Origin of the sequence: Pseudomonas sp. HR96 (assembly GCF_034059295.1) — a bacterium.
Classification (GTDB): domain Bacteria; phylum Pseudomonadota; class Gammaproteobacteria; order Pseudomonadales; family Pseudomonadaceae; genus Aquipseudomonas.
Window position 1 is genome coordinate 597,784 of record NZ_CP139141.1, and the last position, 20,327, is coordinate 618,110.

Below are 20,327 nucleotides of genomic sequence, written 5' to 3' on the forward strand. Positions count from 1 at the left end.
CGCCCCGGCGGACCAGGGCGTTGCACAGCCATTACAAATCAGCGGCTTGCGAAGTACATGGTGACTTCAAAGCCGATACGCAGGTCGGTGTAGGCAGGTTTGGTCCACATGGGCATATTCCTTCAGGTTGCTGGATGGCCGCCGGGGCGGGGTGACGACTACTACACATTTAGTCCATCTCGGCCAGAAGATGTTCAGATGCTTTGGGCGCTATGTTACTAAATTTCTTTGTACCAAATGGTTAAATCTCCATGAAAGGCCTTTGCAGAATCGGTAACGATTCAGCCTTGCGACAGCCAGCGCGGGGCGTCTACCCGGGCGTTGGCCAGCAGCAGTCGCCCCTCGTTGCCATCGATCAGTTGACGACCGGCGGCCTGCAGGCTGGCGCCGTTCTGTGCCTGCAAGGCCGCCTGCAGCGCCGCCGGATAATCTCCGCCTCGGCCCGCCAGATGGGCTTGCCACAGCCACTCGGTGGCGCGTTCCAATTCCATGTCATGCAGGTTGAAGCGGCCCGCCATGTCTTCGGCCTGGGTTTTGATCAAGATGTCGGGCAATTCGGCGAGCAGCGCCGGTAGCTCGGCGATGAAGGTTTCGATATGTTCCAGCAGCGCGGCAACCGGGGTGCCAGGCGACTGCACGCCGAACAGCAGGCCGCCGCGCCCGGCCAGCTGCCGCCAGCCGCTGAACACCGCATAGCCCAGCTGCAATTGCACCCGCAGGCGCTGGTAGAACGGCGCCTGGAGCAGCTGGGCCAGCAGGCGCCAGGCGGCCTCGTCGGCCAGATCGGCCGCAGGTGCCGGGCAGAACAGCAGCAGGGCATGCTCGCTGGAAGGGGTTGGTACCTGCACCTGGCGCCATTGCGCCCAAGACGCCAGTGCCCGGGTCGCACTGGCGTCTGCGCGGCCCGGCAGTGCCTGCAAGGCGGCGGCCAGCGCGGGTCGCTCGGCCTCGGCCAGGCCCAGCACCAGGCCGTCCCAGCGAGCGCCGGCCCAGGCGCTCGCCAGTGCTGCGGGTCCGTCCTCGGACCGGCTGGCGCGGGCGCCGGAATCGACGTGCTCGGCGAGCAGCGCCAGCAATTGGCGAATGGGCACCAACACCGGCGGCGTACTGCCGGCCTGCCAGGCGCTGGCCGGCGGTTGCCGCAGGGTGGTCACCGCGCTGGCGACCACGCTGGGCAGGGCCGCAGCTGCACCGCCGCACTCCAGGGTCCAGTCGCGGCCATGGCAGTGCAGCCGCAGCTTCACCCCGGCCTGTTCGGCTTCGGCCTGCACACCGGCGAGGGCGCGTTGCAAGGTCGCGGTCACCTCCTCGGGGGCGCGGGCCGCCAGACGCCAGCGCAGGCGCAGGCCGGCCAGCGGCCCCGGCGGACCGGCCTGCCAGGCCAGCGCCGACGGCCACGGCGGCACATGCCCGGGGCTGCGTGTGCCGCGCAGAAAACGGTTGCGCGGTGGCAGGCGCCAGCTGCTGTTTAGCGGCTGGTCGGGCGCGGCGGCGACGGGATGCAGCAGGGCTTCCGGGCGCAGTTGCGCGAGCAGTTCGCGCAAGGCCGGCAGGCCGTCGGCAGGGCCATCGTGCGCGTCGGGTTCGATCAGGCCGCGAGCCAGCTCCAGGGCTCCGGCCACCTGCCGGCGCCGCTCGCGCAGCAGCGCAGACTCTTCTCGCAGCGTCGGCCAGTCGTCGTGGGCGGCGAAGGCTTGCAGCCAGTCGAAGACGCGCGCGGCGATCGCGCCTTCATCCTCGGCGCGGGTACCGCCCAGGGCGATGCTGAGCAGCAGCTGATCGGCGAAACGGTAGTGGGTCTTGAGTTGCAGCGACTGCGCCCAGCCGCGCTGACGCAGCTCGGCCAGCAGCCCGCCGTCGTGGCCGCTGGCGACCCAAGTGGCGAGAAACTCCAGTGCCCAGCCCATGCCTCGCGGCGATGCCTGGCAGGCGAACAGCAGATCCAGGCGGCTGGCGTCGGGGCGCGGCGCCCCGGCTTGGCGCAGCTCGCCGCGCAGGGGTGGCGCCGGCGCCTGCACTTGGCCGGGGCCTGGCGGCAGGGCCGTGGTGGCCCGTTCGGCCAGGGCCTGCAAGTGCGCCAGCGGCTGCGGCCCGACCAGGCACAGGCTCATCTGCCCGGTCTGGTAGTGGCCCTGGTAGAACTCGCGCAGGGCCTGCTGGAACGCCGCGCTCGGCACCCGCAGGCTGTAGCGGTTGCCGGCGTGGAAGGCGCGCAACGGGTGGGCCGGATTCAGCGGCTGGATCAGCCAGAGGTCGTGGCGCGCCTGGGCGTCGCGGCTCCAGGCGATGAACTCGGCGTGCAGCACCTCACGTTCGCGCAGCTGCTCGGCGGCGCCCAGGCGCGGGTGCGCGAGCATGTCGCAGAGCCGCTCAAGGCCGGCGGCGAAGGAGGCCGGGGGCAGCTCGAAGAAGAAGTCGGTGCAGCGCTCGCGGGTGCTGGCGTTGAGCTGGCCGCCGTTGCGCTGAACGAACGGCATCAGTGCTTCGTCGCCCGAGAATCGTTGCCCGCCGAGGAAAAAAAGGTGCTCGAGAAAGTGCGCCAGACCCGGCCAGGCGGCGGGTACATCGTGGCTGCCGGCATGCACCCGGAGAAAGGCGGCGGCTTGCTTGAGATGGGGGACGTGGTGCAGTTGCACCGGGAGGCCGTTGGCGAGAGTCAGCGAATGTTGCTGAGGGGGCATGAGCTTGCGTCGCCAGTGAGAAGTGTCGAAACCGGCCTGCGGCCTGTCGGGGCGTTGTCCCTCCCACATTGGACGTGGGAGGGGCAAGCGGTTTCGACGATTCTAGATCAGTACGCGTTCTTGTTCACAAAGCCTTTGAACAGGGTCAGGAAAATGATCTTGATGTCCATCCACACCGACCAGTGCTCGATGTACTCGAGGTCGAACTCGATGCGTTTCTGCATCTTGTCCAGGGTGTCGGTTTCGCCGCGCCAGCCGTTGACCTGAGCCCAGCCGGTGATGCCTGGCTTGACCTTGTGGCGCAGCATGTAACCGTTCACCTGGGTGCGATACTGCTCGTTGTGAGCCACCGCGTGCGGGCGCGGGCCGACGATGGACATGTCGCCCTTGAGCACGTTGAAGAACTGCGGCAGCTCGTCCAGCGAGGTCTTGCGCAGGATCGCGCCCAGCGGGGTGATGCGCGAGTCGCCGCGGCTGGCCTGGGTCACGGTGGCGCCGTTTTCCTGCACGCTCATGCTGCGGAATTTCCACACCATGATCGGCCGGCCGTCGAGGCCATAGCGCGTCTGGCGGAACAGCACCGGGCCCTTGGAGGTGAACTTGATCGCTGCGGCGATGACCAGCAGCGGGATGGCGATGATGGCCAGGATCATGCTCGACACCACGATGTCTTCCAGGCGCTTGATCAACGCGCTGGAGCCGTCCATGGGGCTGTCGACCAGGCTGATGCTGGTCAGGCCGTTGATGGTTTCGGCGCGAGCGTGCAGCAGGTCGAACATGAACACGTCAGGAATCAGGTACACCGACACCGTGGTGTCGCTCAGGCCGCGAACCAGTTCGAGAATGGCCGGCTCATGGCTCATCGACAGGGTGATGTAGACCTTGTCCAGGCGCCCGGCACGGGCATCGACCACCAGGCGGGCGAGACCGCCGATCACCGGCACGCGCGACTCGAGGTCCGACTGGTCCATCGGCTGTGGGTGATCGTCGTAGAAGCCCATCAGGTGCAGGCCCATCCACGGGGCTTCGGAAATCGACTGCGCCAGGCGCTCGCCGACTTGACCGGTGCCGACGATGGCCACGTTGCGGGTGTTGAAGCCGCGCCGACGCATGGTCTGCAGCACGCTGCGAAACACCACGCGGTACAGGCACAGCACCACCAGCACGGAGACGAACCAGGTGAGTTTCTCCTGGTTGGGCGGGGTGTTGGGGTGCAGCAGCAGGTAATCGACCAGCATCACCACGACGAAGGTCACGGCCCAGTAGTTGAACACCCGCAGCAGTTCGCGCTGTACGCGCTCGCCCCGCCAGGAGTGATACATCTTGTTGTACTCGGCCAGCCAGTGAAAGATCACCACGGCCAGCACCACCAGGGTGGCGGTGTCGCTGCCCAGGGTGCCGCCCAGCCAGTTGGCCCACCAGCTGCAAAGGACGATGACGGCCATGTCGAGCAGGCGGTGCGCGACCGCCAGCACGGAATGGTGGGCGTTTAAAATACCCTTTGGTTTTGTGGACATGGCATCTCCCTGCGGCCTGAGGCTCAGCGAAAAAGTGAGAAAGTACGAAAATCCTTTACGATTTGTTGCGGATCGCGCGTTCGGCTGACGCTAGGACCACAGAAACCCCTGGAACGATCCCTAGGAGTGGCAGAAAGCTATTAAATATCTCTAGATATTTCTACGCCATGTGTATTTCACTGAGGTTGCCCTGAAGACGTTATCGCCCGACGAACAACCGGCTTGAGCGGTTGTTCGGGCTGCGGCCTCAGAATGCGGCGAGTTGCGGCAGGCGCGACAAGGCGCTGCGCGGCATGACCACCCGCTGCTCGCGCTGCAACAGGTTGAGCAGGATGACGGCACGCTCTTCACCGTCCTCGCAGAGGAAGATCGCCTGCACTTCGCTGTCGCCGGTGCGCACCAGCACGTGCTCGCCCTGGACGAACCGCAGGTCGGGAGGCGCCGGTTGCGCCAGGCGCTGGCGGATCTGTTCGATCAGGGCGTCCTGCACCGGGCATGGCTGGCCGCCGAATGCCACGACACGGCACACGCCGCGGGTCGAGCGGATCGGGTACCAGCTGTGTTCCTCGTCCATGCGAATGAACAGGTAGCCGGGAAACAACTCCTCCTCGTGCAGCCGTCGGTTCCTGCCTGCATCCAGGGGCGCCGAGCGCAACGGGCGGAAGCATTCGAACTGCTGGCGCTCGAGATGCTCCTGCGCGCGGGCTTCCTGGCGCGGCTTGGTCTGGATCAAATACCAATTGGCGTTACTGGCGAAGTCGTTCATGGGCAAGTCTCGACGTGAGTAGTTGGCACGCTGATCAACGGCACGGCGCTGTCAGGCGCGCTTGCGCGGCCTGACGGGGTGGAGCGGTAAAACCGCATCGATGCGGATCTGACGATCATGGCTGTGGTCCTTCAAGCCTCTTTCATGGCCGGTACTTCACTTGCGTTGCGGTGTGGCCGAATAACCGTAGGTGTCGGCGACGTGGGCGGTGCGCGCAACCTGCTGCAGCACTTCGCCGTTGAACACCGCGCCACGTACCGGCACGCCTTCATGGGCCAGGCGCTGGCGACAGGCGTCGATTTCGCTCAACGAATACTTGTTCATGCGCGCCACCAGCAGCACGCTGCCGACCTGACGCCCGAGCAGCCTGGCGTCCGGGCCGACGCTCAGTGCCGGGGCATCGATGAGGATCACGTCATAGTGAGGCGCCCAGCTGTGCAGCAGGCCCTCGATGGAGCCGGCCGAGAACAGCGCGGCGGAGTTGGCGGTCTTGCGGCCGCGGGCGACCAGGTCCAGGCCGGCGATGCCGGTGTAGTGCACCAGGTCGCGGGCGTCGGCGCGGGCGGCCAGCACGTCGGACAGGCCGCAGGTCGGCTTGACCATCAGCTCTTCGTGCAGGCGCCCGCTGCGCAGGTTGGCGTCGACCAGCAGCACGCGCTGGCCGCCCTGGGCCAGCACCACCGCCAAGTTGCTGGTGATGAACGAGGTACCCGCGTCCGGGGTCATGCCGCACAGCAGCACGGCCTTGTCGGGGGCGCCCAGCAGGGTCATGTACAGGCTGGTGCGCAGGCTGCGCAGGGCTTCGACGGCGAGGTCGTCCCGCGCCACCTGGCACAGCAGCGGGCTGCGCGCACCCAGGCGTTTCTGGCGCTGCGACCAGGGCAGCGAGGCCAGCACCGGCAGGCCGATGCCTTCGATGGCATCCGGACCCTTCGCGCTGACCGCAAGGACCTTGTAGCGGATGACCACCGCCAGACTCAGCAACAGGCCGAACAGCGCGCACAGGCCGATGATCAGATCGCTGCGCGGGTAGGCGGGGTGATAGGTGTCGGTGGTGGCGCTGTCGATGACCTTGGCGCCGCCGGCGTCCAGGCGGCTGATGCCGTCGAGCACGCGGGTGGCCACGTCTGGCCGGGTGTCCTGCAGCGCTACATAGATCAGCCCGGAACCCGGTGGCCCCTTGCTCACCTGCATGCGCTCGATGTATTCCAGTGCGTAGCTTTGCGGACGTTTGCGCGCGGTGTACAGCAGCGTGCCCGGGCGCGCCACCAGTTTGCGGATCAGAATGGTGACGTCATTGGCCTGGGCGATCTGGCCGACCTGACCGGCCAGCAGCAGCACTCGCTGCGGGGCATAGAGGGTGTAATGGCCGTTGTCGCCGGCCACCAGGGTCAGGGTTTGCCCCATCAGGCCGATCGGCACGTCCAGCTGCTGGATGTCCAGCACCTCACCGCCCCAGCCATAGGTGGCCATGCCCAGCAGCGGCGCGGCCAGGGGCTGCGCCGGGGTTGGTTGGAAATGGCGGGCGAAGAAGTTGCCGATCAGCGTCAGGTGCGCCACGGTGTAGTCGACGTCAAGGTTCTGCGCCTGCAGCACCTTGCCCACGGCATCGGGCGATTGCATCAGGGCGATCTGCGCGGCGACCTGGCCGGCGAGGCTGTTGCCGGGGGTCTGCGTAACCTGCACCAGTGCACGGGCTTCATAGATGGGTTGCGCCAGCTGCGTGTAACCCCAGCCCAACGCGGCGAACACGCCCGTGCCGAGGATCACCAGAAACTTGTTCGCCAGTACCACGCGCACGCCGTGCATCAGCTGGGCCAGAGTCGGGCGGTTCATGCGTGGGCACTCCGCTGGCTGGCGAGGGCGCCCAAGTGCGGCAGCCAGTCTTCGACGCAGCGCGAGAGGCTGTTGTAGGTGTCGACGAAGGCGCCTTTGGGGCGGCGGAAGGGGTCGCCGATTTCCATGTCGTCGCGCCAGTGGCCGATCAAGGCTACCTTGCCGCGGATTTCCGGGGCCAGCTTGATCACGCTGCGCAGATGGTTGTGTTCCATGACCAGCACCAGGTCTGCCCAGTGCAGTTGTTGCAGGGTCACCTGGCTGGCGCGATGCTCGTAACCGGTGACCTGGAAATCGTCCAGCACTTCCTGGGCGGTCGGCTCGATGCCATAGCCCACGCAGGCCTGCAGGCCGCAGGAATCGATATGTACACCTGGCGCCGTGCAGCGCTCGCGCAGCATGGCGACGGCCATCGGGCTGCGGCAGATGTTGCCGACGCAGACGATCAAGACTCGGCTGAACATATCAGCGACGCCCTCGCGCTCGGGCGAACAGGGGCGTCAAGTAGCAATCGAACAACTGTGACATGGCAACAAATCCTGGTATCTAAGGGAACTGCTAGCACTGGCGCGCTGAGTGGCTGTCCTGGCCATGACCGATTCACAAACTGTTGGGCAAAGCTACCGCCGGTTCCGCTAGGGTGTGCACACAAGTCAGTGCCAACCGTTCGCGGCAGATGGATCATCGCATCACTCCATGACAGCACTGCGCGTTTTGGCCCAGACCTTTGTCCGGAGAAACGCCAATGAGTTCAGCCAACACACAGCCAAACGCGTCTTGCGCAGGCAAAACGGCAGGCGGGTGATTGGCAGGTCGCGTTATTGGTCTTTTTATGAGTGCGCGGCAGGGCACGCAGGAGGCACCACTGCACCGATATTCAAGCCGGAATGGAGATATATCGGCTCTCACGCTAACGCTGTCAAATACTTTCGACAGAATAAATCAAATTATGCCAACTGAGTAGTGAATACGCAGTTAACCTATTGATTTGGCTGATAGATGAAAACTTGGCGGATAAATACGGCTGTTTTTTTGACGCGCAGGAGCGGGCATTGTCCGTCCGGGACATGGCCGGCCCCGAATTCGTTGGGCGGTTCCGCTGTTCGGGAAAGTTCCGGCCGGCTGATAATAAATTTTCAGCGAGTTCGAGTTGGAAAGTTGTCGTCAAAAAACCGGAGGATTAACCGGTCGTCAAGTTTAGTTAGCAAGCTTTCATTTAATGTCTACTTCCGCGGCCAGGTTCAATAGAGCTCCTGGCGGCGATCCAGCAAGTAGTCATTGAAGCGCCTGGCCATGCCCAGCGCGCGCGAGTCGAGTGTGGCGATCAACAATTGCTCGGCGTCACCCGCCAAGCCCGGCAGGTCACCCAACGGGCCGGCCACGCTGCTCAAGCCGCAGTACTCGATGCCATCTTCCTGGCCGCAATAGTTGGCATAGGCCACATAGCAGTGGTTTTCAAAGGCGCGGCTGCGCACCGTGACCTCGGCGACGAAGCCGAACGGCAGCATGTTGGCAGTGGGCACGATAATCGCCTGGGCCCCGGTCAGGGCCAGGCGGCGGCAGTTTTCGGGGAACTCCAGGTCGTAGCAGATCAACACGCCGAGTTTCCAGCCATCGAGTTCAACTACAGGAAAGTCGTCGCCACCGGCGCTGAACAAGCCGCGGTCCAGTTCGCCGAACAGGTGGGTCTTGCGGTAGTTGAGCCGCGCCTGGCCGTCACGGTCGAGCAGCTGCGCCGAGTTGTATACCCGGCCATCGGCACCGCGTTCCGGGTAGCCATACAACAAGGCGATGCCATGCTCGCGGGCAATCGCGGCGGCCTGCTGCATGGATGGGCCATCGGCGGCCTCCGCCAGCTCGGTCACCGCCGCCGCGCCGATGTTGTAGCCGGTCAGAAACATCTCCGGGCACACCAGCAGCCCGGCGCCGGCGGCGCTGGCCAGGGCGGCCTGTTGCTGCAGCCGGCGCAGGTTGGCAGGCTTGTCCAGCGGCAGGGGTGGGCATTGGTACAGGGCGATCTGCATGGCAGCCTCCGTGGGTGGTTTCAGTCCGACAGGGCGATCGGGCCGATTTCGTCGAACACGTCCCCGGGTCCGGGGTTGTCCGGGTGGGTGTGGCCCCCGAAGTGGGTCATGATGCCCCATACCGCGTTGAGCGAGGTCTGCACGGCGCCTTCGACCCAGGCGGGGGTCCAGGACACGTCGTCACCGGCGATGAAGATGCCGCGTTGCTCGGCGGGCATGTCGGCCTGCATGAAGTGCGCGTACATGCGCTGGTTGTAACGGTAATGGCCGGGCAGGGCGCCCTTGAAGGCGCCGAGGAAGTGCGGGTCGGCCTCCCAGGAAACCGTGATCGGGTCGCCGATGATGTGGCCGGCGATGTCGACCCGGGGGTAGATCTTCTTCAGCGCGTCGAGGGCCAGCTTGACACGTTTTTCGACCGGGTGCGGGAGCATCTTCAGGGCGTCGCTCATCCACGAGTAGGACAGGCAGATCACCCCCGGCTGGTCATCGCCGTGGTCGAACAGATAGGTGCCCCGGGTCAGGCGGTCGGTGAGGGTCATGCTCATCAGGTCGCGGCCGGTCTCGGGGTCCTTGTCTTTCCAGAACGGCCGGTCGACCATCACGAAGGTCTTGGAAGCCTGCATGTAGCGGGTGCGGTCCAGGGCCATCCACAGCTTTTGCGAGAACAGCGATTCCTCGCACTCGATCTGCGTGGTCAGCAGCCAGCTCTGGCAAGTGGTCAGCACCGCCGCGTAGTGGCGGGTGTCGCCCCAATTGTCGGTGACCGCCAGGCGGCCGTCCGCCGCCCGGGCGATGGCCTTGACCCCGGAGCGCGGGGCGCCATGGTGCAACGAGCTCAGGCTGGTGCCCTGCGGCCAGTGCGCGCATCGCTGCGGCACGTGTCGCCAGATACCTTGCGGCACCTGCTCGACGCCCCCGACGATGAGGTGCTGGTGGTCGTCGCAGTTGGTCATCACCACGCGAAAGATTTCCAGCATCGAGTTGGGGAAATCCGAGTCCCAGCCGCCGGTGCCGAAGCCGACCTGGCCAAACACCTCGCGGTGCTGGAACGACAGGCTGGCGAAGGCCTTGGACGTGGCGACGAAGTCATAGAAGGTACGGTCGTCCCACAGCGGCACCAGGGTGTTCCACAGCTCCTTGAGCCGCGGCACGTCGCGGTCGCGGATGGCCTGCTGGATCTCGCCGAAGCGCGAGCCGGTCTCCAGGGCGTCTGCCCAGGCATCGGCGACTTCCTGAAACAGCTTTGGCAGGTCACTCAGCCGCTCGGCATAGTGGGTGTCGCCCTCCAGGTCGATCACCGTGCTGCCCGATGCCGCCGTCAGTGGGTTGGGAAACGGGCGGGTCTCCAGGCCGAGCTTGTCGACGTAGTGGTAGAACGCCGTCGACGACACTGGAAAGCGCATGCCGCCCAGCTCGGCGACGATGCCGTTGGTGCCTTCGAAGGTCTGTGAGCGCAAACGCCCGCCCATCTTCGAGGCTTCATAGAGCACCGGCTTGAGGCCCAGCTTCATCAGTTCATAGGCCGCCACCAGCCCGGCGATGCCGGCCCCGACGATCGCCACCTCCTCGCCATGGCGCTCACTGGGAATGCTGCCCAGGCCGGCCGGGTGCTCGATCCACTGGTCGAAAGCGAACGGAAAGTCCGGGCCGAACACGGTCACAGGGGCTTTGCCGTCGGCGGGGTGGCGGTTGGGACTGGTCATGATGGGCCCTTGCTGATCCTGGAGGTCGATGCGCTGGGCATCAGTATAGGAAATCAGTGTAAGGGGCCTGATGGCCGTTAATAAGACGCAGACTGTCGTCTATCTGGCGCCTGGCTGGTCGTTTTGACCATGGCGGCGATCAGATTGGCTCGCCGCGGTCGATCTTGCTGCTCAGAATGATCGAGGTGGTGGTCTTCTCCACGCCGTCGACGCTGCCGATCTGGTCGAGCAGCTGGTCGAGCCGTTCCGGCGATTCGCAGCGCAGCCAGGCGACATAATCGAACTCGCCACTCACCGCGCACAGCTGCTGCACCTGCGCCATCGCCGCCAGGCGGCGCACCACCTCCTTGCCCGAGCGCGGCTGCACCGTGATGCCGACGTAGGCCTGCAGCCCACCGTCCACCACGCGCTGGCTCAAGCGCACGCCGTAGCCGGTGATGATCCGCGCCTTCTCCAGCCGCGCCAGCCGCGCCGTGACCGTAGTCCGCGCAATGCCCAGCTGCCGAGCCAGCATGGCCACGCTTTCCCGCGCATTGAGCTGCAGGGCGCCGATCAGCTGACGGTCGATGGCATCGAGGGATTCGGGGCGGATCTCGGGCATGGGGCCTCCGGCAGATGGACGAAGCCGCAATGATACCGGTAACGGCGGCATGCAGCTCGGCGGCCTGTGGGTGCGTGGCGGCCGCGAGCTTTTCTCGGGCAACAAAAAACCCGCCGAAGCGGGTTCTTTGTGTGCCATCCAACGTCCTGTCGGCAGCGTCCTTGCAATGGCCAGTCATCCCTGACTCTGACGCGATCCGTCGCTTCAGCTGATGGGGCTAGATTACTGCTGGGGCGTGAATGGCAATAGAGGAGATTGCAGGCACGGCGTGTAAGACATTCGCTATGGTTGAGACCAACGTGTCTTGCGGCCTCCACGTTCGTTCCGCAGCTACGCCGCAACCCCTGTAGGAGCGGGCAAAGCCCGCGAATTTTCCGGATAACCTCAATCCCGCCTAAGGTGCCGAGGCGACGCCTGACGCCAACAGGTCATCCAGAATCGCCTTGCCCATCTCGCCAACATGAAGCGCCGACCAGCGCATGAGCGGGTGCGCCTCGCCGTCTGCCATTTCCAGTAGCAGATGATTCATGCAGTCCTGCAATAAAGCCGCATGTTCGAGTGCCGCCAGGGCGGGAATGCCAGGTCGTATCTGGAACAGAGGTTGGTTGTCCGGGCCGCAAAGGCCGAAGGTGATGGTGCCGCAGGTGTGCAGGGTTTGGGGGGTGGTCATGGTGAAGATCCTCAAGGGGGATTCATCACACCGCCGATCATTAGTGAAGGCGGCGCGGTTGCGCCGTATCTTTCAGGCCGCCAAGCCTGGGTCACTGAATTTGCAGCGACGGGCGGAGGTTAGCGTGAATCCCGACTCATCTCAATCCATAGGCCCAAGCAGTCGAATAGGGATGAGCGGAGCTGTTGTGGCATCGCCAAATTGACGATAGCTTCAGAGACGTCTACCCCGCTCGGCTTTGGGATAAAGGCAGAGCTGCCGAGGAAATGGAAATGGCATCGATGCAACGCCCTCGCCTGCAGGCTGTGCAAGTACTCCCAGGCGCCACTCTTGCGCTGACCTTCATCGACGGTCAGAAATTGAAGCTGGACATGAGCCAAGCGCTGCGTCTCTACCCTGGGCTTCAACCCCTGCGCCAGCCCCACGCTTTTGCAGGGGCTGTTCTAGGAGACGCAGGCTGGACCGTTGACTGGCCTGCGTTTGATATCCAGATAGGTGCAGACACTCTATTGATCGATGCGCTGCACCAGACCGCAATCGACTAGAAATCCCCATCCGTACCCATCGACAAAGGCGCATTGGCCCGCACCACTTCCAGCCGCTGCTCCAGGGTCGTGGTCAGGTACTCCACCGCGTCCGACCCCGCCCCGAACTGCGCCGGCTGCCGGGCCATCGATGCCAGCTTGACCACCACCGCCCCCAGCTTCACCGGGTCGCCGGCCTGATTGCGGTGATACTGACCAAACGCCTGGGCCACCGAGGTCGAGTTCTCGAGATAGTCTTTGATCACCTTGCCGCCATAGCGCACTGAAGTGCTGTCGAGAAAGTCTGTGCGGAAAAACCCCGGCTCGATCACGCTCACTTGTATGCCGAAACGCTCAACTTCCAGTGCCAGCGAAGCGCTGAATCCCTCCACGGCAAACTTGGTCGCGCAATACACCGAGCCGCCGGCAAAACCCACGACACCGCCGATGGAAGAAAGATTGAAGATCCGCCCGCTGCGCTGTTGCCGCATGATCGGCAGCACCTGGCGGGTGACGTTCATCAAACCGTAGACGTTGGTAGCGAACTGAAGCTCGATATCCTCAGGCGCGATTTCCTCGAAGTTGCCCAATTGGCCATAGCCGGCGTTATTGACCAGCACATCGATGCGGCCGAACGCCGTGACCGCCTCAGCCACTGCCGCCTCGATCTGCTCGGCGCGGGAGACGTCCAGTGCGACGCAGCGCGCCTGTTCGCCATAGGCCTCGAAGTGTTGAGCAAACTGCCTGACATCGCGCCCGCTGGCGACCACCGAGTCGCCGGCCTCCAACGCGGCCTTGGCGATTTCCAGACCGATACCCCGGCTTGCGCCGGTGATGAACCATACCTTGCTCATAGCGCTCTCCTAAATTGGTGCGACCTCAGGCGGTCGCGTTGGAAGAGCTTATGGGGGTGGGGCAGGAGGGCGGTTGATCAATGCTCCTTGGGGCTTGCCTGATTCGGTTCTTCTTTACGAGTTGAGACGAGCCACGTTCTCACTTATTTGGCGCGCGATGTCGCCAAGCGTGTGTGCCGAGATTTGTTCGGGGAGCATGTCACGGGCCAGCGCGGAAAACCCTGCGGACACTTCGCAGATTCTGTCGATCACTTGCGCAACTTGCTGTGAAGACAGTTCTGTCTCTTGTTCCCCAAGGCGGCACAGATCCTTGCGCGTCACTTCCAATGCTTCGCCCATGATGTCCATTTGGTGATAGCCGCCTGGCCCGTCGCAATAGGTAACGTCGTAGGCCGGTGCCAGGGTCCACGCACCCGCTTTGTTCATGACGTAGGCGAAATTCTTTGGGTGATCGTCTCTATTGTTGAAGACGATATTGAATACCGCTCGCTCAAAGGCCACAGCCTGCTGGCGAACATCATTGGTGCATAACCGGGTCGCGCGCAGGAAATTGGAGTAGTCCAATGATCCAGGATTCTGGAAGTCTGCGCCGGTAAATGCCGCGAGGCTCTGCATAGGCACCCGCAAGCCGTCTTTGCGGTCGAAGCGTTTCGTCGCGAACGCTGCCTGTCCGTCCGCCAGTCTGAAGTATTGGCAGTCGGGAGTCTGGATGCCGCACCTTCGAAGGCATTCTGCATAGACTGTTTCAATCGCGCAGACCTCGGGGTGTTCTTGCCTGGCAGGAAACTTGACCAACCATGCGTCCAGGTCTGGGCGAGCCTGAGTGCTGAACACTCCAGTGCTGGCATCGCCATAGAGCAAGGCCTTGGGCCTGGCCCCTTGCGGCGAGCCGCCGACCTGCAGGAGTCGCTGCAGAAAGGGCCCGCCCTCGCCATTGAGTACTTCGCGAACATCGCTGGCGAGTTGCTGCAGCGCAATGTCATCGTTCGAAATCAATGGATCTTCCGCTACCGGTTCGAACGACATTGCGCCCATCGCGTTGTTTCCGATATAGGCAAGGCGCTCAAGTGGTCCAATGCGAGCCGGATTCAGGCCGCGTCGCTTGAACAGGCGGTCCATCAACAGCATGCCCCAGCCGTCCGGAAGCGAGTCGTACACGGGGCCCGGTAGCGCAAGTTGGTGAGCGGGAAAATCCCTGCGCAGGCTTGGCCCTTGGAGCGGCAACGTGTAAGAGCAAAGCTCCAAGCCTTGAGCTTTGGCTTCGTCGCTGTACTCGAAAGCTATCAACGGCCGCCCATTCAATGCGGTAGTGGTGACCAGTGATCCCCATCGCCAATGCTCACCCCAACCATCGTAGTAAACGTCGACTTGTCTAGGCATCATTGCGCTTCCTGATCCGTAGACGTTGCGAGCTGCCTTCATAGCGCAGGATGTCGTCGAGGCTTTCCAGTCTGGGCTGGAACAATTGTTCCAGATCCTGATGGCGGCCAAGCACCATAGCTACCCTGACCACGCTCTCGAAGGCCACATTGCGACCGGCCTCCAGATTGGAAACCGTGTTCACGCCCACGCCAGCCCGGGCGGCGACGTCTGCTTGAGTCCTGTGCTGGGCCAGGCGCTCCTTGCGAAGACGCTCGCATACCAGCTTGACTATTTCATCGGGACGGCTGAGGTTTAATTCCATGATAATGGGGCTTATCCAAGAATTTTCCAGATAAGCCACATTATAGCTTATTTATGGGTCAGATCGGCTCGGCTCGGCTCGTCAGGTGCTTGGCTTCAATGCCATGAGCCGTCGCAATCTGAGCTACAGCGGTGCGCGCGCTCCTTGCCATGCGTTGATATGCATATGCACACCTCAAAGCTGAGCAGATGGGATTTACGAGGAGGAGGAACACGGCGGGAGGGAGCACTCGGAACGGCCACAAAAAAGCCCAACCATGGGGTGGGCTCTTGCGCGGTATTCATGGTGGGCCCAGCAGGACTCGAACCTGCGACCAAGGGATTATGAGTCCCCTGCTCTAACCAACTGAGCTATAGGCCCCCAGTGGGCGCGGATTATAACGACGGTTTGCGCAACGTGCCATCCGAAAGATCCGAAAGGGTCAGTCGCAGGAAGGTTGCGGCGAATTCGTCCGGGGGCAAGGGGGTGCTGATGATGTAGCCCTGCATGTGTTCGCAGCCCTCGGCGGCGAGGAAATCCTGTTGCGCCTGGGTTTCCACGCCTTCGGCGATGACGGTGAGTTGCATGCTGCGGCCCAGGGCGATGATGGCGCGGACGATGGCGGCGTCGTGGGGGTCGTCGGGCAGGCCGCGGACGAACGACTGGTCGATCTTGAGGATGTCCAGCGGCAGGCGCTTGAGGTAGCTGAGCGAGGAGTAGCCGGTGCCGAAGTCGTCGATGGCCAGCTGCACGCCCAGGTGCTTGAGCTGGTGCAGCACTTCAAGGGCTTCTTCGGTCTGGCTCATGATGAAGTTTTCGGTGATTTCCAGTTGCAGGCAGCCGGGCTCCAGGTCGTATTGGTACAGCAGGGCGCCGATGCGCTTGAGCAGGTTGGGCTGGCGCAGCTGGGCGCCGGCGAGGTTGATCGACAGCGGGCCAAAGGGTCGGTACAGGCGCAGCCAGGTGCGCATTTGCAGGCAGGCCTGTTCCAGCACCCAGTCGCCGATCTGCAGGATGGTGCCGTTTTCTTCGGCCAGGGCGATGAAGTGCTCGGGCGCCACTTCGCCGAGGGTCGGGTGGTTCCAGCGGATCAGCGCTTCGGCGCCGACCAGGCCCTGGTTGCTCAGGCTGAATTTGGGCTGGTAGCTGAGGGTCAGTTCGTTGCGTTCAATGGCCCGGCGCAGTTCGTGCTCCAGCGCCACGCGCCGACTGGCCTGGGCAGTGAGGTCGTGGGTGTAGCTTTCCACCCGGTTGCGGCCCTTCGCCTTGGAGCGGTACATGGCGGCGTCGGCGTTTTTCACCAGGGTGGCGACGTCGGCGCCGTCCTGAGGGTACAGGCTGGTGCCGATGCTGGCGCTGGTGAAGAACTCGTGTTCGCCAGCCTGGAAGGGCGCGCTGAAGCAGGTCAGCAGCTTGTTGGCGATGTGTTCGGCATCGCTGGCGTGTTGCAGGCCGGGCAGCAGGATGATGAATTCGTCGCCGCCCAGGCGCGCCACGGTGTCGACATCGCGCACCTGTTCCTTGAGGCGTTGGGCGATGCCCTTCAGCAGCAGGTCGCCGACCGGGTGGCCGAGGCTGTCGTTGATGTGCTTGAACCGGTCCAGGTCGAGAAACAGCACGGCGCCCTGGTTGCTGCCTGGTCCCGGGTCGTTGAGCGCGGCCTGCAGCCGGCTCTCGAACAGCGTGCGGTTGGGCAGGCCGGTCAGCGGGTCGTGGTGGGCCTGGTAGTCGAGGCGCGCCTGGGCGTGCTTGAGGCTGGAGATGTCGGCGAACACGGCGACGAAGTGGTTGATGACCTGGTCGCGGTCGCGCACCGCGTTGATGGTCAGCCAGCAGGCGTAGACTTCGCCATCCTTGCGCCGGTTGTAGATCTCGCCTTGCCAGTGCCCGACGGCGGCCAGTTGGTGCCACATGGCGATGAAGAAGGCGCTGTCGTGCTGGCCCGAGGCGAGCAGCCGCGGGGTCTCGCCGAGGGCTTCGTGTTCGGCGTAGCCGGTGATTTCGCTGAAGGCGCGATTGACCGCGCTGATGCGCTGGTGAGTATCGGTGATCAGCACGCCTTCGGCGGTGCTTTCGAAGACGGTGGCGGCCAGTTGCAGCTTTTCCTGCATGAGATGGCGTTCGGTAATGTCGCGCGCGACGGTCAGCATGCAGGCTTCGCCGGCAATCGGCAGCGGCCGCGAGGACACTTCGCACAGGCGGATCTGGCCATCGCGGCGGCGGATCAGGCAGCCGAAGTCGCGCACGAAACCTTCCTGCTGCAGGCGTTCGAGTAGATGCAGGCGCTGTTTGACGTCGACCCAGATGCCCAGCTCCAGCGTGGTGCGGTTGAGCAGCGCTTCGCTGGAATAGCCGCTGATGCGGTTGAAGCCTTCGTTGACCTCCAGCAGCATGCCATCGCTCTGGCGGGTCAGCAGCAGGCCGTCCGGGGAGGAGTGGAAGGCCTTGGCGAACTTCTCCTCGGAGATCTGCAGGCGCTGTTCGGTCTGCTTGAGCTCGCTGATGTCGCGCACCACCACTACCAGCGCAGGCAGGGTGTCGAGGTCGAAGGGCTCGGCGGAGATCAGCCCGGTAAAGACCTCGCCATCGCTGCGCCGCAAATGCATCTCCAGGTTGCGCACCCGGCTCTGCTGGATCAAGCGCAGCAGCTCGGGGCCGCTGCTCGGGTTGCCCCAGATGCCCAGTTCGCTCGGGGTGCGGCCGATCACTTGGGCGGCGCCCAGGCCGATCTGCTGCTCGAAGGCTTCGTTGACCTCCAGCAGGCAGCCATCACTCATGCGGGCCAGCACCAGCATGTCGGGGCATTGGCGAAACACCGAGGCAAACTTCTGCTCCGACTGGCGCAGGGCGTGTTCGGTCTTCTTGGTTTCGCTGATGTCGATCATCAGGCCGCGCATGATCGGGCGCTGGCCGTGCTTGATCAGGCTGACGATGTCGCGTACCCAGACGCTGCGCCCGTCGGCGCTCATCACCCGGTAGTCGAGGCTGTGGTTGCGCAGCGCAGCGGTTTCGCTGGCGCAGTAGGCCTGGGCCCACAGGCTGTCGTCGGGGTGCAGGATGCTCTGCCAGAAGCCTGGTTGCAGCCACTGCGCGATGGGGTAACCCAGCAGGTTCTCGGCATGGGGCGACACGTAGCTATAGGTGTAGTCGGCGGTATGCGCCTCCCAGGCGATGGCCGAGAGGCTCTCGACCAGGCCGCGGTAGTGATACTCGCTGCTGCGCAGCTCCTGCTCGAGGGACACCCGGCGGCCGTTTTCCGATGTCAGCCGACGGTTGGTGCGAAAGACGATGGCCAGCAGAACGCTCATCGCGAGAAACCCCGGCAGCCCGTAGACGAGCGCGTCCGTGCCGACCTCGGGCGAGCCTGCGGGCGCGTCCGCATGGGCGATTGCGGGCAGCAAGGCAAGGAGCATGATCGCACGCGCAATACCCATGGTGGCCTCGCAGCTGCGGCGCAAAAGAAACGAGTGTAGTCGGGCTGGGGCGACGGCGGGAAGGCACCGGTGGCTTTTTGCAACTGAAATGCAAAGCCCCGGCAGGGCCGGGGCTTTGGGGTACTGCCGAAGCGGGTTTACTCGTCGAGGAACGAGCGCAGGTGCTCGCTTCGCGTCGGGTGCCGCAGCTTGCGCAGCGCCTTGGCTTCTATTTGACGGATGCGCTCACGGGTCACATCGAACTGCTTGCCGACTTCCTCGAGGGTGTGGTCGGTATTCATGTCGATGCCGAAACGCATGCGCAACACCTTGGCTTCACGGGCGGTGAGGCCCGACAGCACTTCGCGCGTCGCTTCCTTGAGGCTTTCCACCGTGGCGACATCGATAGGCGACTGCATGGTCGAGTCTTCGATGAAGTCGCCCAGATGGGAGTCTTCGTCGTCACCGATCGGCGTTTCCATGGAGATCGGCTCTTTGGCGATCTTCAGTACCTTGCGGATCTTGTCCTCAGGCATTTCCATGCGCTCACCCAGCTCTTCCGGGGTCGGTTCGCGACCCATTTCCTGCAGCATCTGCCGGGAAATACGGTTGAGCTTGTTGATCGTTTCGATCATGTGCACCGGGATACGGATGGTGCGCGCCTGGTCGGCGATCGAACGGGTGATGGCCTGACGAATCCACCAGGTGGCGTACGTCGAGAACTTGTAACCGCGACGGTATTCGAACTTGTCCACCGCCTTCATCAGGCCGATGTTGCCTTCCTGGATCAGATCGAGGAATTGCAGGCCACGGTTGGTGTACTTCTTGGCGATCGAGATCACCAGACGCAGGTTGGCCTCGACCATTTCCTTCTTGGCGCGACGAGCCTTGGCTTCACCGATCGACATGCGACGGTTGACGTCCTTGATCTCGGCGATGGTCAAGCCGGTTTCGGCTTCCAGGGCGACCAGCTTCTGCTGGCAGCGCTGGATGTCGGCCTGCAGGCGGCCGATGGCTTCGGCGTACTTGCTCTTGCCCTTGGCCAGCGATTCGCTCCAGCCGGTGTCGATCTCGTTGCCCGGGAACTGGCGCAGGAAGTCGGCACGTGGCATGCGGGCATCACGCACGCACAGTTGCATGATGGCGCGTTCCTGCTGACGCAGACGGTCGAGGGCGCCGCGGACACGCTCCACCAGGCCTTCGAACTGCTTGGGCACCAGCTTGATCGGCATGAACAGCTCGGCCAGGATGACCAGCTCGGCAATGCCTTGCTTGCTGTCGCGGCCGTGCTTTTTCAGCGCCTTGGTGGTGATCTCCAGTTGGTCCGACACCGCGCCGAAGCGCTGGGCGGCAACCACCGGATCCGGACCGCTCTCGGCTTCTTCCTCGTCGTCGCTGGATTCGGCGTTTTCGTCGTCGTCATCGTCGGCCGGGGCGGCTGCCGCGGCTTTCGGGTCGATCGGCGGCGGCACCTCGGCTGGCGGCGCAATGCCGTCATCCGGGTCGATGTAACCGCTGAGCACGTCGGACAGACGGCCGCCTTCGCTGGTGACGCGGGTGTATTCGCTGAGGATGTGCTCGACCGTGCCAGGGAAGTGCGCGATAGCGCTCATCACTTCACGGATGCCTTCCTCGATGCGCTTGGCGATTTCGATTTCGCCCTCGCGCGTCAGCAGCTCGACGGTGCCCATTTCGCGCATGTACATGCGCACCGGGTCCGTCGTGCGGCCGATGTCGGTCTCCACGGCCGCCAACGCTGCGGCGGCTTCTTCAGCGGCGGCTTCGTCGGTGTCGGCTTCGGCCAACAAAAGGGCATCCGCATCCGGAGCACTCTCGAATACGTTGATCCCCATGTCGTTGATCATGCGGATGATGTCTTCCACCTGCTCCGGATCTGAAATATCCTCGGGCAGGTGGTCGTTGACCTCGGCGTAAGTCAGGTAACCCTGCTCACGACCACGGGTGATCAACTCTTTGATGCGAGACTGCTGTTGCGCTTTTCCGGACATAACACCCTATCCACTGAAGGTCTTGGCGGGCAAAAAACAAGCCGGGGATTATACCCGAGCCAGGAC

The 20,327-nt window shown here is 63.9% G+C and carries 15 protein-coding genes, 1 tRNA gene and 1 pseudogene; 1 reads left to right on the forward strand and 16 read right to left on the reverse strand.

Translation table 11 applies throughout. From position 1 onward, the window contains the following. Positions 1-38: 38 nt before the first annotated feature. The 10 genes from pqqA to SFA35_RS02850 all read right to left on the reverse strand — a co-directional run bounded on the left by pqqA (position 39) and on the right by SFA35_RS02850 (position 11,798). Positions 39-110 (reverse strand): pyrroloquinoline quinone precursor peptide PqqA, encoded by a 72-nt coding sequence (gene pqqA, locus SFA35_RS02805; protein ID WP_008365141.1) that lies wholly within the window; start codon positions 108-110, stop codon positions 39-41. A 171-nt stretch (positions 111-281) separates the two neighbouring features. Continuing rightward, complete coding sequence (gene pqqF / locus SFA35_RS02810; protein WP_320575009.1) at positions 282-2,681, reverse strand: pyrroloquinoline quinone biosynthesis protein PqqF; 2,400 nt, start codon at positions 2,679-2,681, stop codon at positions 282-284. 107 nt (positions 2,682-2,788) lie between these two features. Continuing rightward, a complete protein-coding gene (locus SFA35_RS02815) occupies positions 2,789-4,198 on the reverse strand; it encodes an undecaprenyl-phosphate glucose phosphotransferase (RefSeq protein WP_320575011.1) in 1,410 nt (469 codons plus the stop codon). A 247-nt stretch (positions 4,199-4,445) separates the two neighbouring features. Further along, entirely contained in the window at positions 4,446-4,964 is a 519-nt protein-coding gene (gene rfaH / locus SFA35_RS02820; protein WP_320575013.1) for a transcription/translation regulatory transformer protein RfaH, read from the reverse strand. Positions 4,965-5,120: 156 nt separating this feature from the next. Further along, a complete protein-coding gene (locus tag SFA35_RS02825) occupies positions 5,121-6,800 on the reverse strand; it encodes a Wzz/FepE/Etk N-terminal domain-containing protein (protein ID WP_320575015.1) in 1,680 nt (559 codons plus the stop codon). After that, positions 6,797-7,264 (reverse strand): low molecular weight protein-tyrosine-phosphatase, encoded by a 468-nt coding sequence (locus SFA35_RS02830; protein WP_320575018.1) that lies wholly within the window; start codon positions 7,262-7,264, stop codon positions 6,797-6,799. Before SFA35_RS02830 ends, SFA35_RS02825 begins: the two co-directional genes overlap by 4 nt. 777 nt (positions 7,265-8,041) lie before the next feature. Next, positions 8,042-8,824 carry a carbon-nitrogen hydrolase family protein gene (locus tag SFA35_RS02835; RefSeq protein WP_320575020.1) on the reverse strand — a complete coding sequence of 261 codons (783 nt, stop codon included), beginning with the start codon at positions 8,822-8,824 and terminating at the stop codon, positions 8,042-8,044. A gap of 20 nt (positions 8,825-8,844) precedes the next feature. Continuing rightward, a complete protein-coding gene (locus SFA35_RS02840) occupies positions 8,845-10,527 on the reverse strand; it encodes a flavin monoamine oxidase family protein (RefSeq protein ID WP_320575022.1) in 1,683 nt (560 codons plus the stop codon). A 139-nt stretch (positions 10,528-10,666) separates the two neighbouring features. After that, positions 10,667-11,128, reverse strand: coding sequence for an Lrp/AsnC family transcriptional regulator (locus tag SFA35_RS02845; RefSeq protein WP_320575024.1), 462 nt, complete (start codon positions 11,126-11,128; stop codon positions 10,667-10,669). A 394-nt stretch (positions 11,129-11,522) separates the two neighbouring features. After that, positions 11,523-11,798 (reverse strand): DUF3077 domain-containing protein, encoded by a 276-nt coding sequence (locus SFA35_RS02850; protein ID WP_320575026.1) that lies wholly within the window; start codon positions 11,796-11,798, stop codon positions 11,523-11,525. 272 nt (positions 11,799-12,070) lie between these two features. On the opposite strand from SFA35_RS02850, the gene SFA35_RS02855 reads away from it, so the two are divergent. Next, positions 12,071-12,343: a DUF2442 domain-containing protein gene (locus SFA35_RS02855; protein WP_320575028.1), complete on the forward strand. Its 273-nt coding sequence runs from the start codon at positions 12,071-12,073 to the stop codon at positions 12,341-12,343. Here SFA35_RS02855 and SFA35_RS02860 read toward each other — a convergent pair. The 6 genes and pseudogenes from SFA35_RS02860 to rpoD form a co-directional block, all read right to left on the reverse strand. Beyond that, positions 12,340-13,176 (reverse strand): SDR family NAD(P)-dependent oxidoreductase, encoded by an 837-nt coding sequence (locus tag SFA35_RS02860; RefSeq protein ID WP_320575030.1) that lies wholly within the window; start codon positions 13,174-13,176, stop codon positions 12,340-12,342. The two genes, SFA35_RS02855 and SFA35_RS02860, sit on opposite strands and share 4 nt — an antisense overlap. 114 nt (positions 13,177-13,290) lie before the next feature. Beyond that, positions 13,291-14,556 carry a type II toxin-antitoxin system HipA family toxin gene (locus SFA35_RS02865; protein WP_320575032.1) on the reverse strand — a complete coding sequence of 422 codons (1,266 nt, stop codon included), beginning with the start codon at positions 14,554-14,556 and terminating at the stop codon, positions 13,291-13,293. Next, on the reverse strand, positions 14,549-14,863 hold the full coding sequence (locus SFA35_RS02870) for a helix-turn-helix transcriptional regulator (protein ID WP_320578819.1): 315 nt from the start codon (positions 14,861-14,863) through the stop codon (positions 14,549-14,551). The genes SFA35_RS02865 and SFA35_RS02870 overlap by 8 nt, the downstream gene beginning before the upstream one ends. A 280-nt stretch (positions 14,864-15,143) precedes the next feature. Next, positions 15,144-15,220 (reverse strand) — tRNA-Ile (locus SFA35_RS02875). Positions 15,221-15,234: 14 nt separating this feature from the next. Further along, positions 15,235-18,186 (reverse strand): annotated as a pseudogene (locus tag SFA35_RS02880) (EAL domain-containing protein); the annotation flags it as partial. Positions 18,187-18,410: 224 nt separating this feature from the next. After that, entirely contained in the window at positions 18,411-20,261 is a 1,851-nt protein-coding gene (gene rpoD, locus SFA35_RS02885; RefSeq protein ID WP_320575034.1) for an RNA polymerase sigma factor RpoD, read from the reverse strand. Positions 20,262-20,327: the final 66 nt, after the last annotated feature.

Coding starts and splice junctions, on each gene's coding strand:
- SFA35_RS02850 (WP_320575026.1), bottom strand. CDS start 11,798: ATGACCACCCCCCAAACCCTGCACACCTGCGGCACCATCACCTTCGGC.
- SFA35_RS02840 (WP_320575022.1), bottom strand. CDS start 10,527: ATGACCAGTCCCAACCGCCACCCCGCCGACGGCAAAGCCCCTGTGACC.
- rpoD (WP_320575034.1), bottom strand. CDS start 20,261: ATGTCCGGAAAAGCGCAACAGCAGTCTCGCATCAAAGAGTTGATCACC.
- SFA35_RS02860 (WP_320575030.1), bottom strand. CDS start 13,176: ATGAGCAAGGTATGGTTCATCACCGGCGCAAGCCGGGGTATCGGTCTG.
- SFA35_RS02835 (WP_320575020.1), bottom strand. CDS start 8,824: ATGCAGATCGCCCTGTACCAATGCCCACCCCTGCCGCTGGACAAGCCT.
- SFA35_RS02855 (WP_320575028.1), top strand. CDS start 12,071: ATGGCATCGATGCAACGCCCTCGCCTGCAGGCTGTGCAAGTACTCCCA.
- SFA35_RS02825 (WP_320575015.1), bottom strand. CDS start 6,800: ATGAACCGCCCGACTCTGGCCCAGCTGATGCACGGCGTGCGCGTGGTA.
- rfaH (WP_320575013.1), bottom strand. CDS start 4,964: ATGAACGACTTCGCCAGTAACGCCAATTGGTATTTGATCCAGACCAAG.
- pqqF (WP_320575009.1), bottom strand. CDS start 2,681: ATGCCCCCTCAGCAACATTCGCTGACTCTCGCCAACGGCCTCCCGGTG.
- SFA35_RS02845 (WP_320575024.1), bottom strand. CDS start 11,128: ATGCCCGAGATCCGCCCCGAATCCCTCGATGCCATCGACCGTCAGCTG.
- SFA35_RS02815 (WP_320575011.1), bottom strand. CDS start 4,198: ATGTCCACAAAACCAAAGGGTATTTTAAACGCCCACCATTCCGTGCTG.
- SFA35_RS02830 (WP_320575018.1), bottom strand. CDS start 7,264: ATGTTCAGCCGAGTCTTGATCGTCTGCGTCGGCAACATCTGCCGCAGC.
- SFA35_RS02865 (WP_320575032.1), bottom strand. CDS start 14,556: ATGCCTAGACAAGTCGACGTTTACTACGATGGTTGGGGTGAGCATTGG.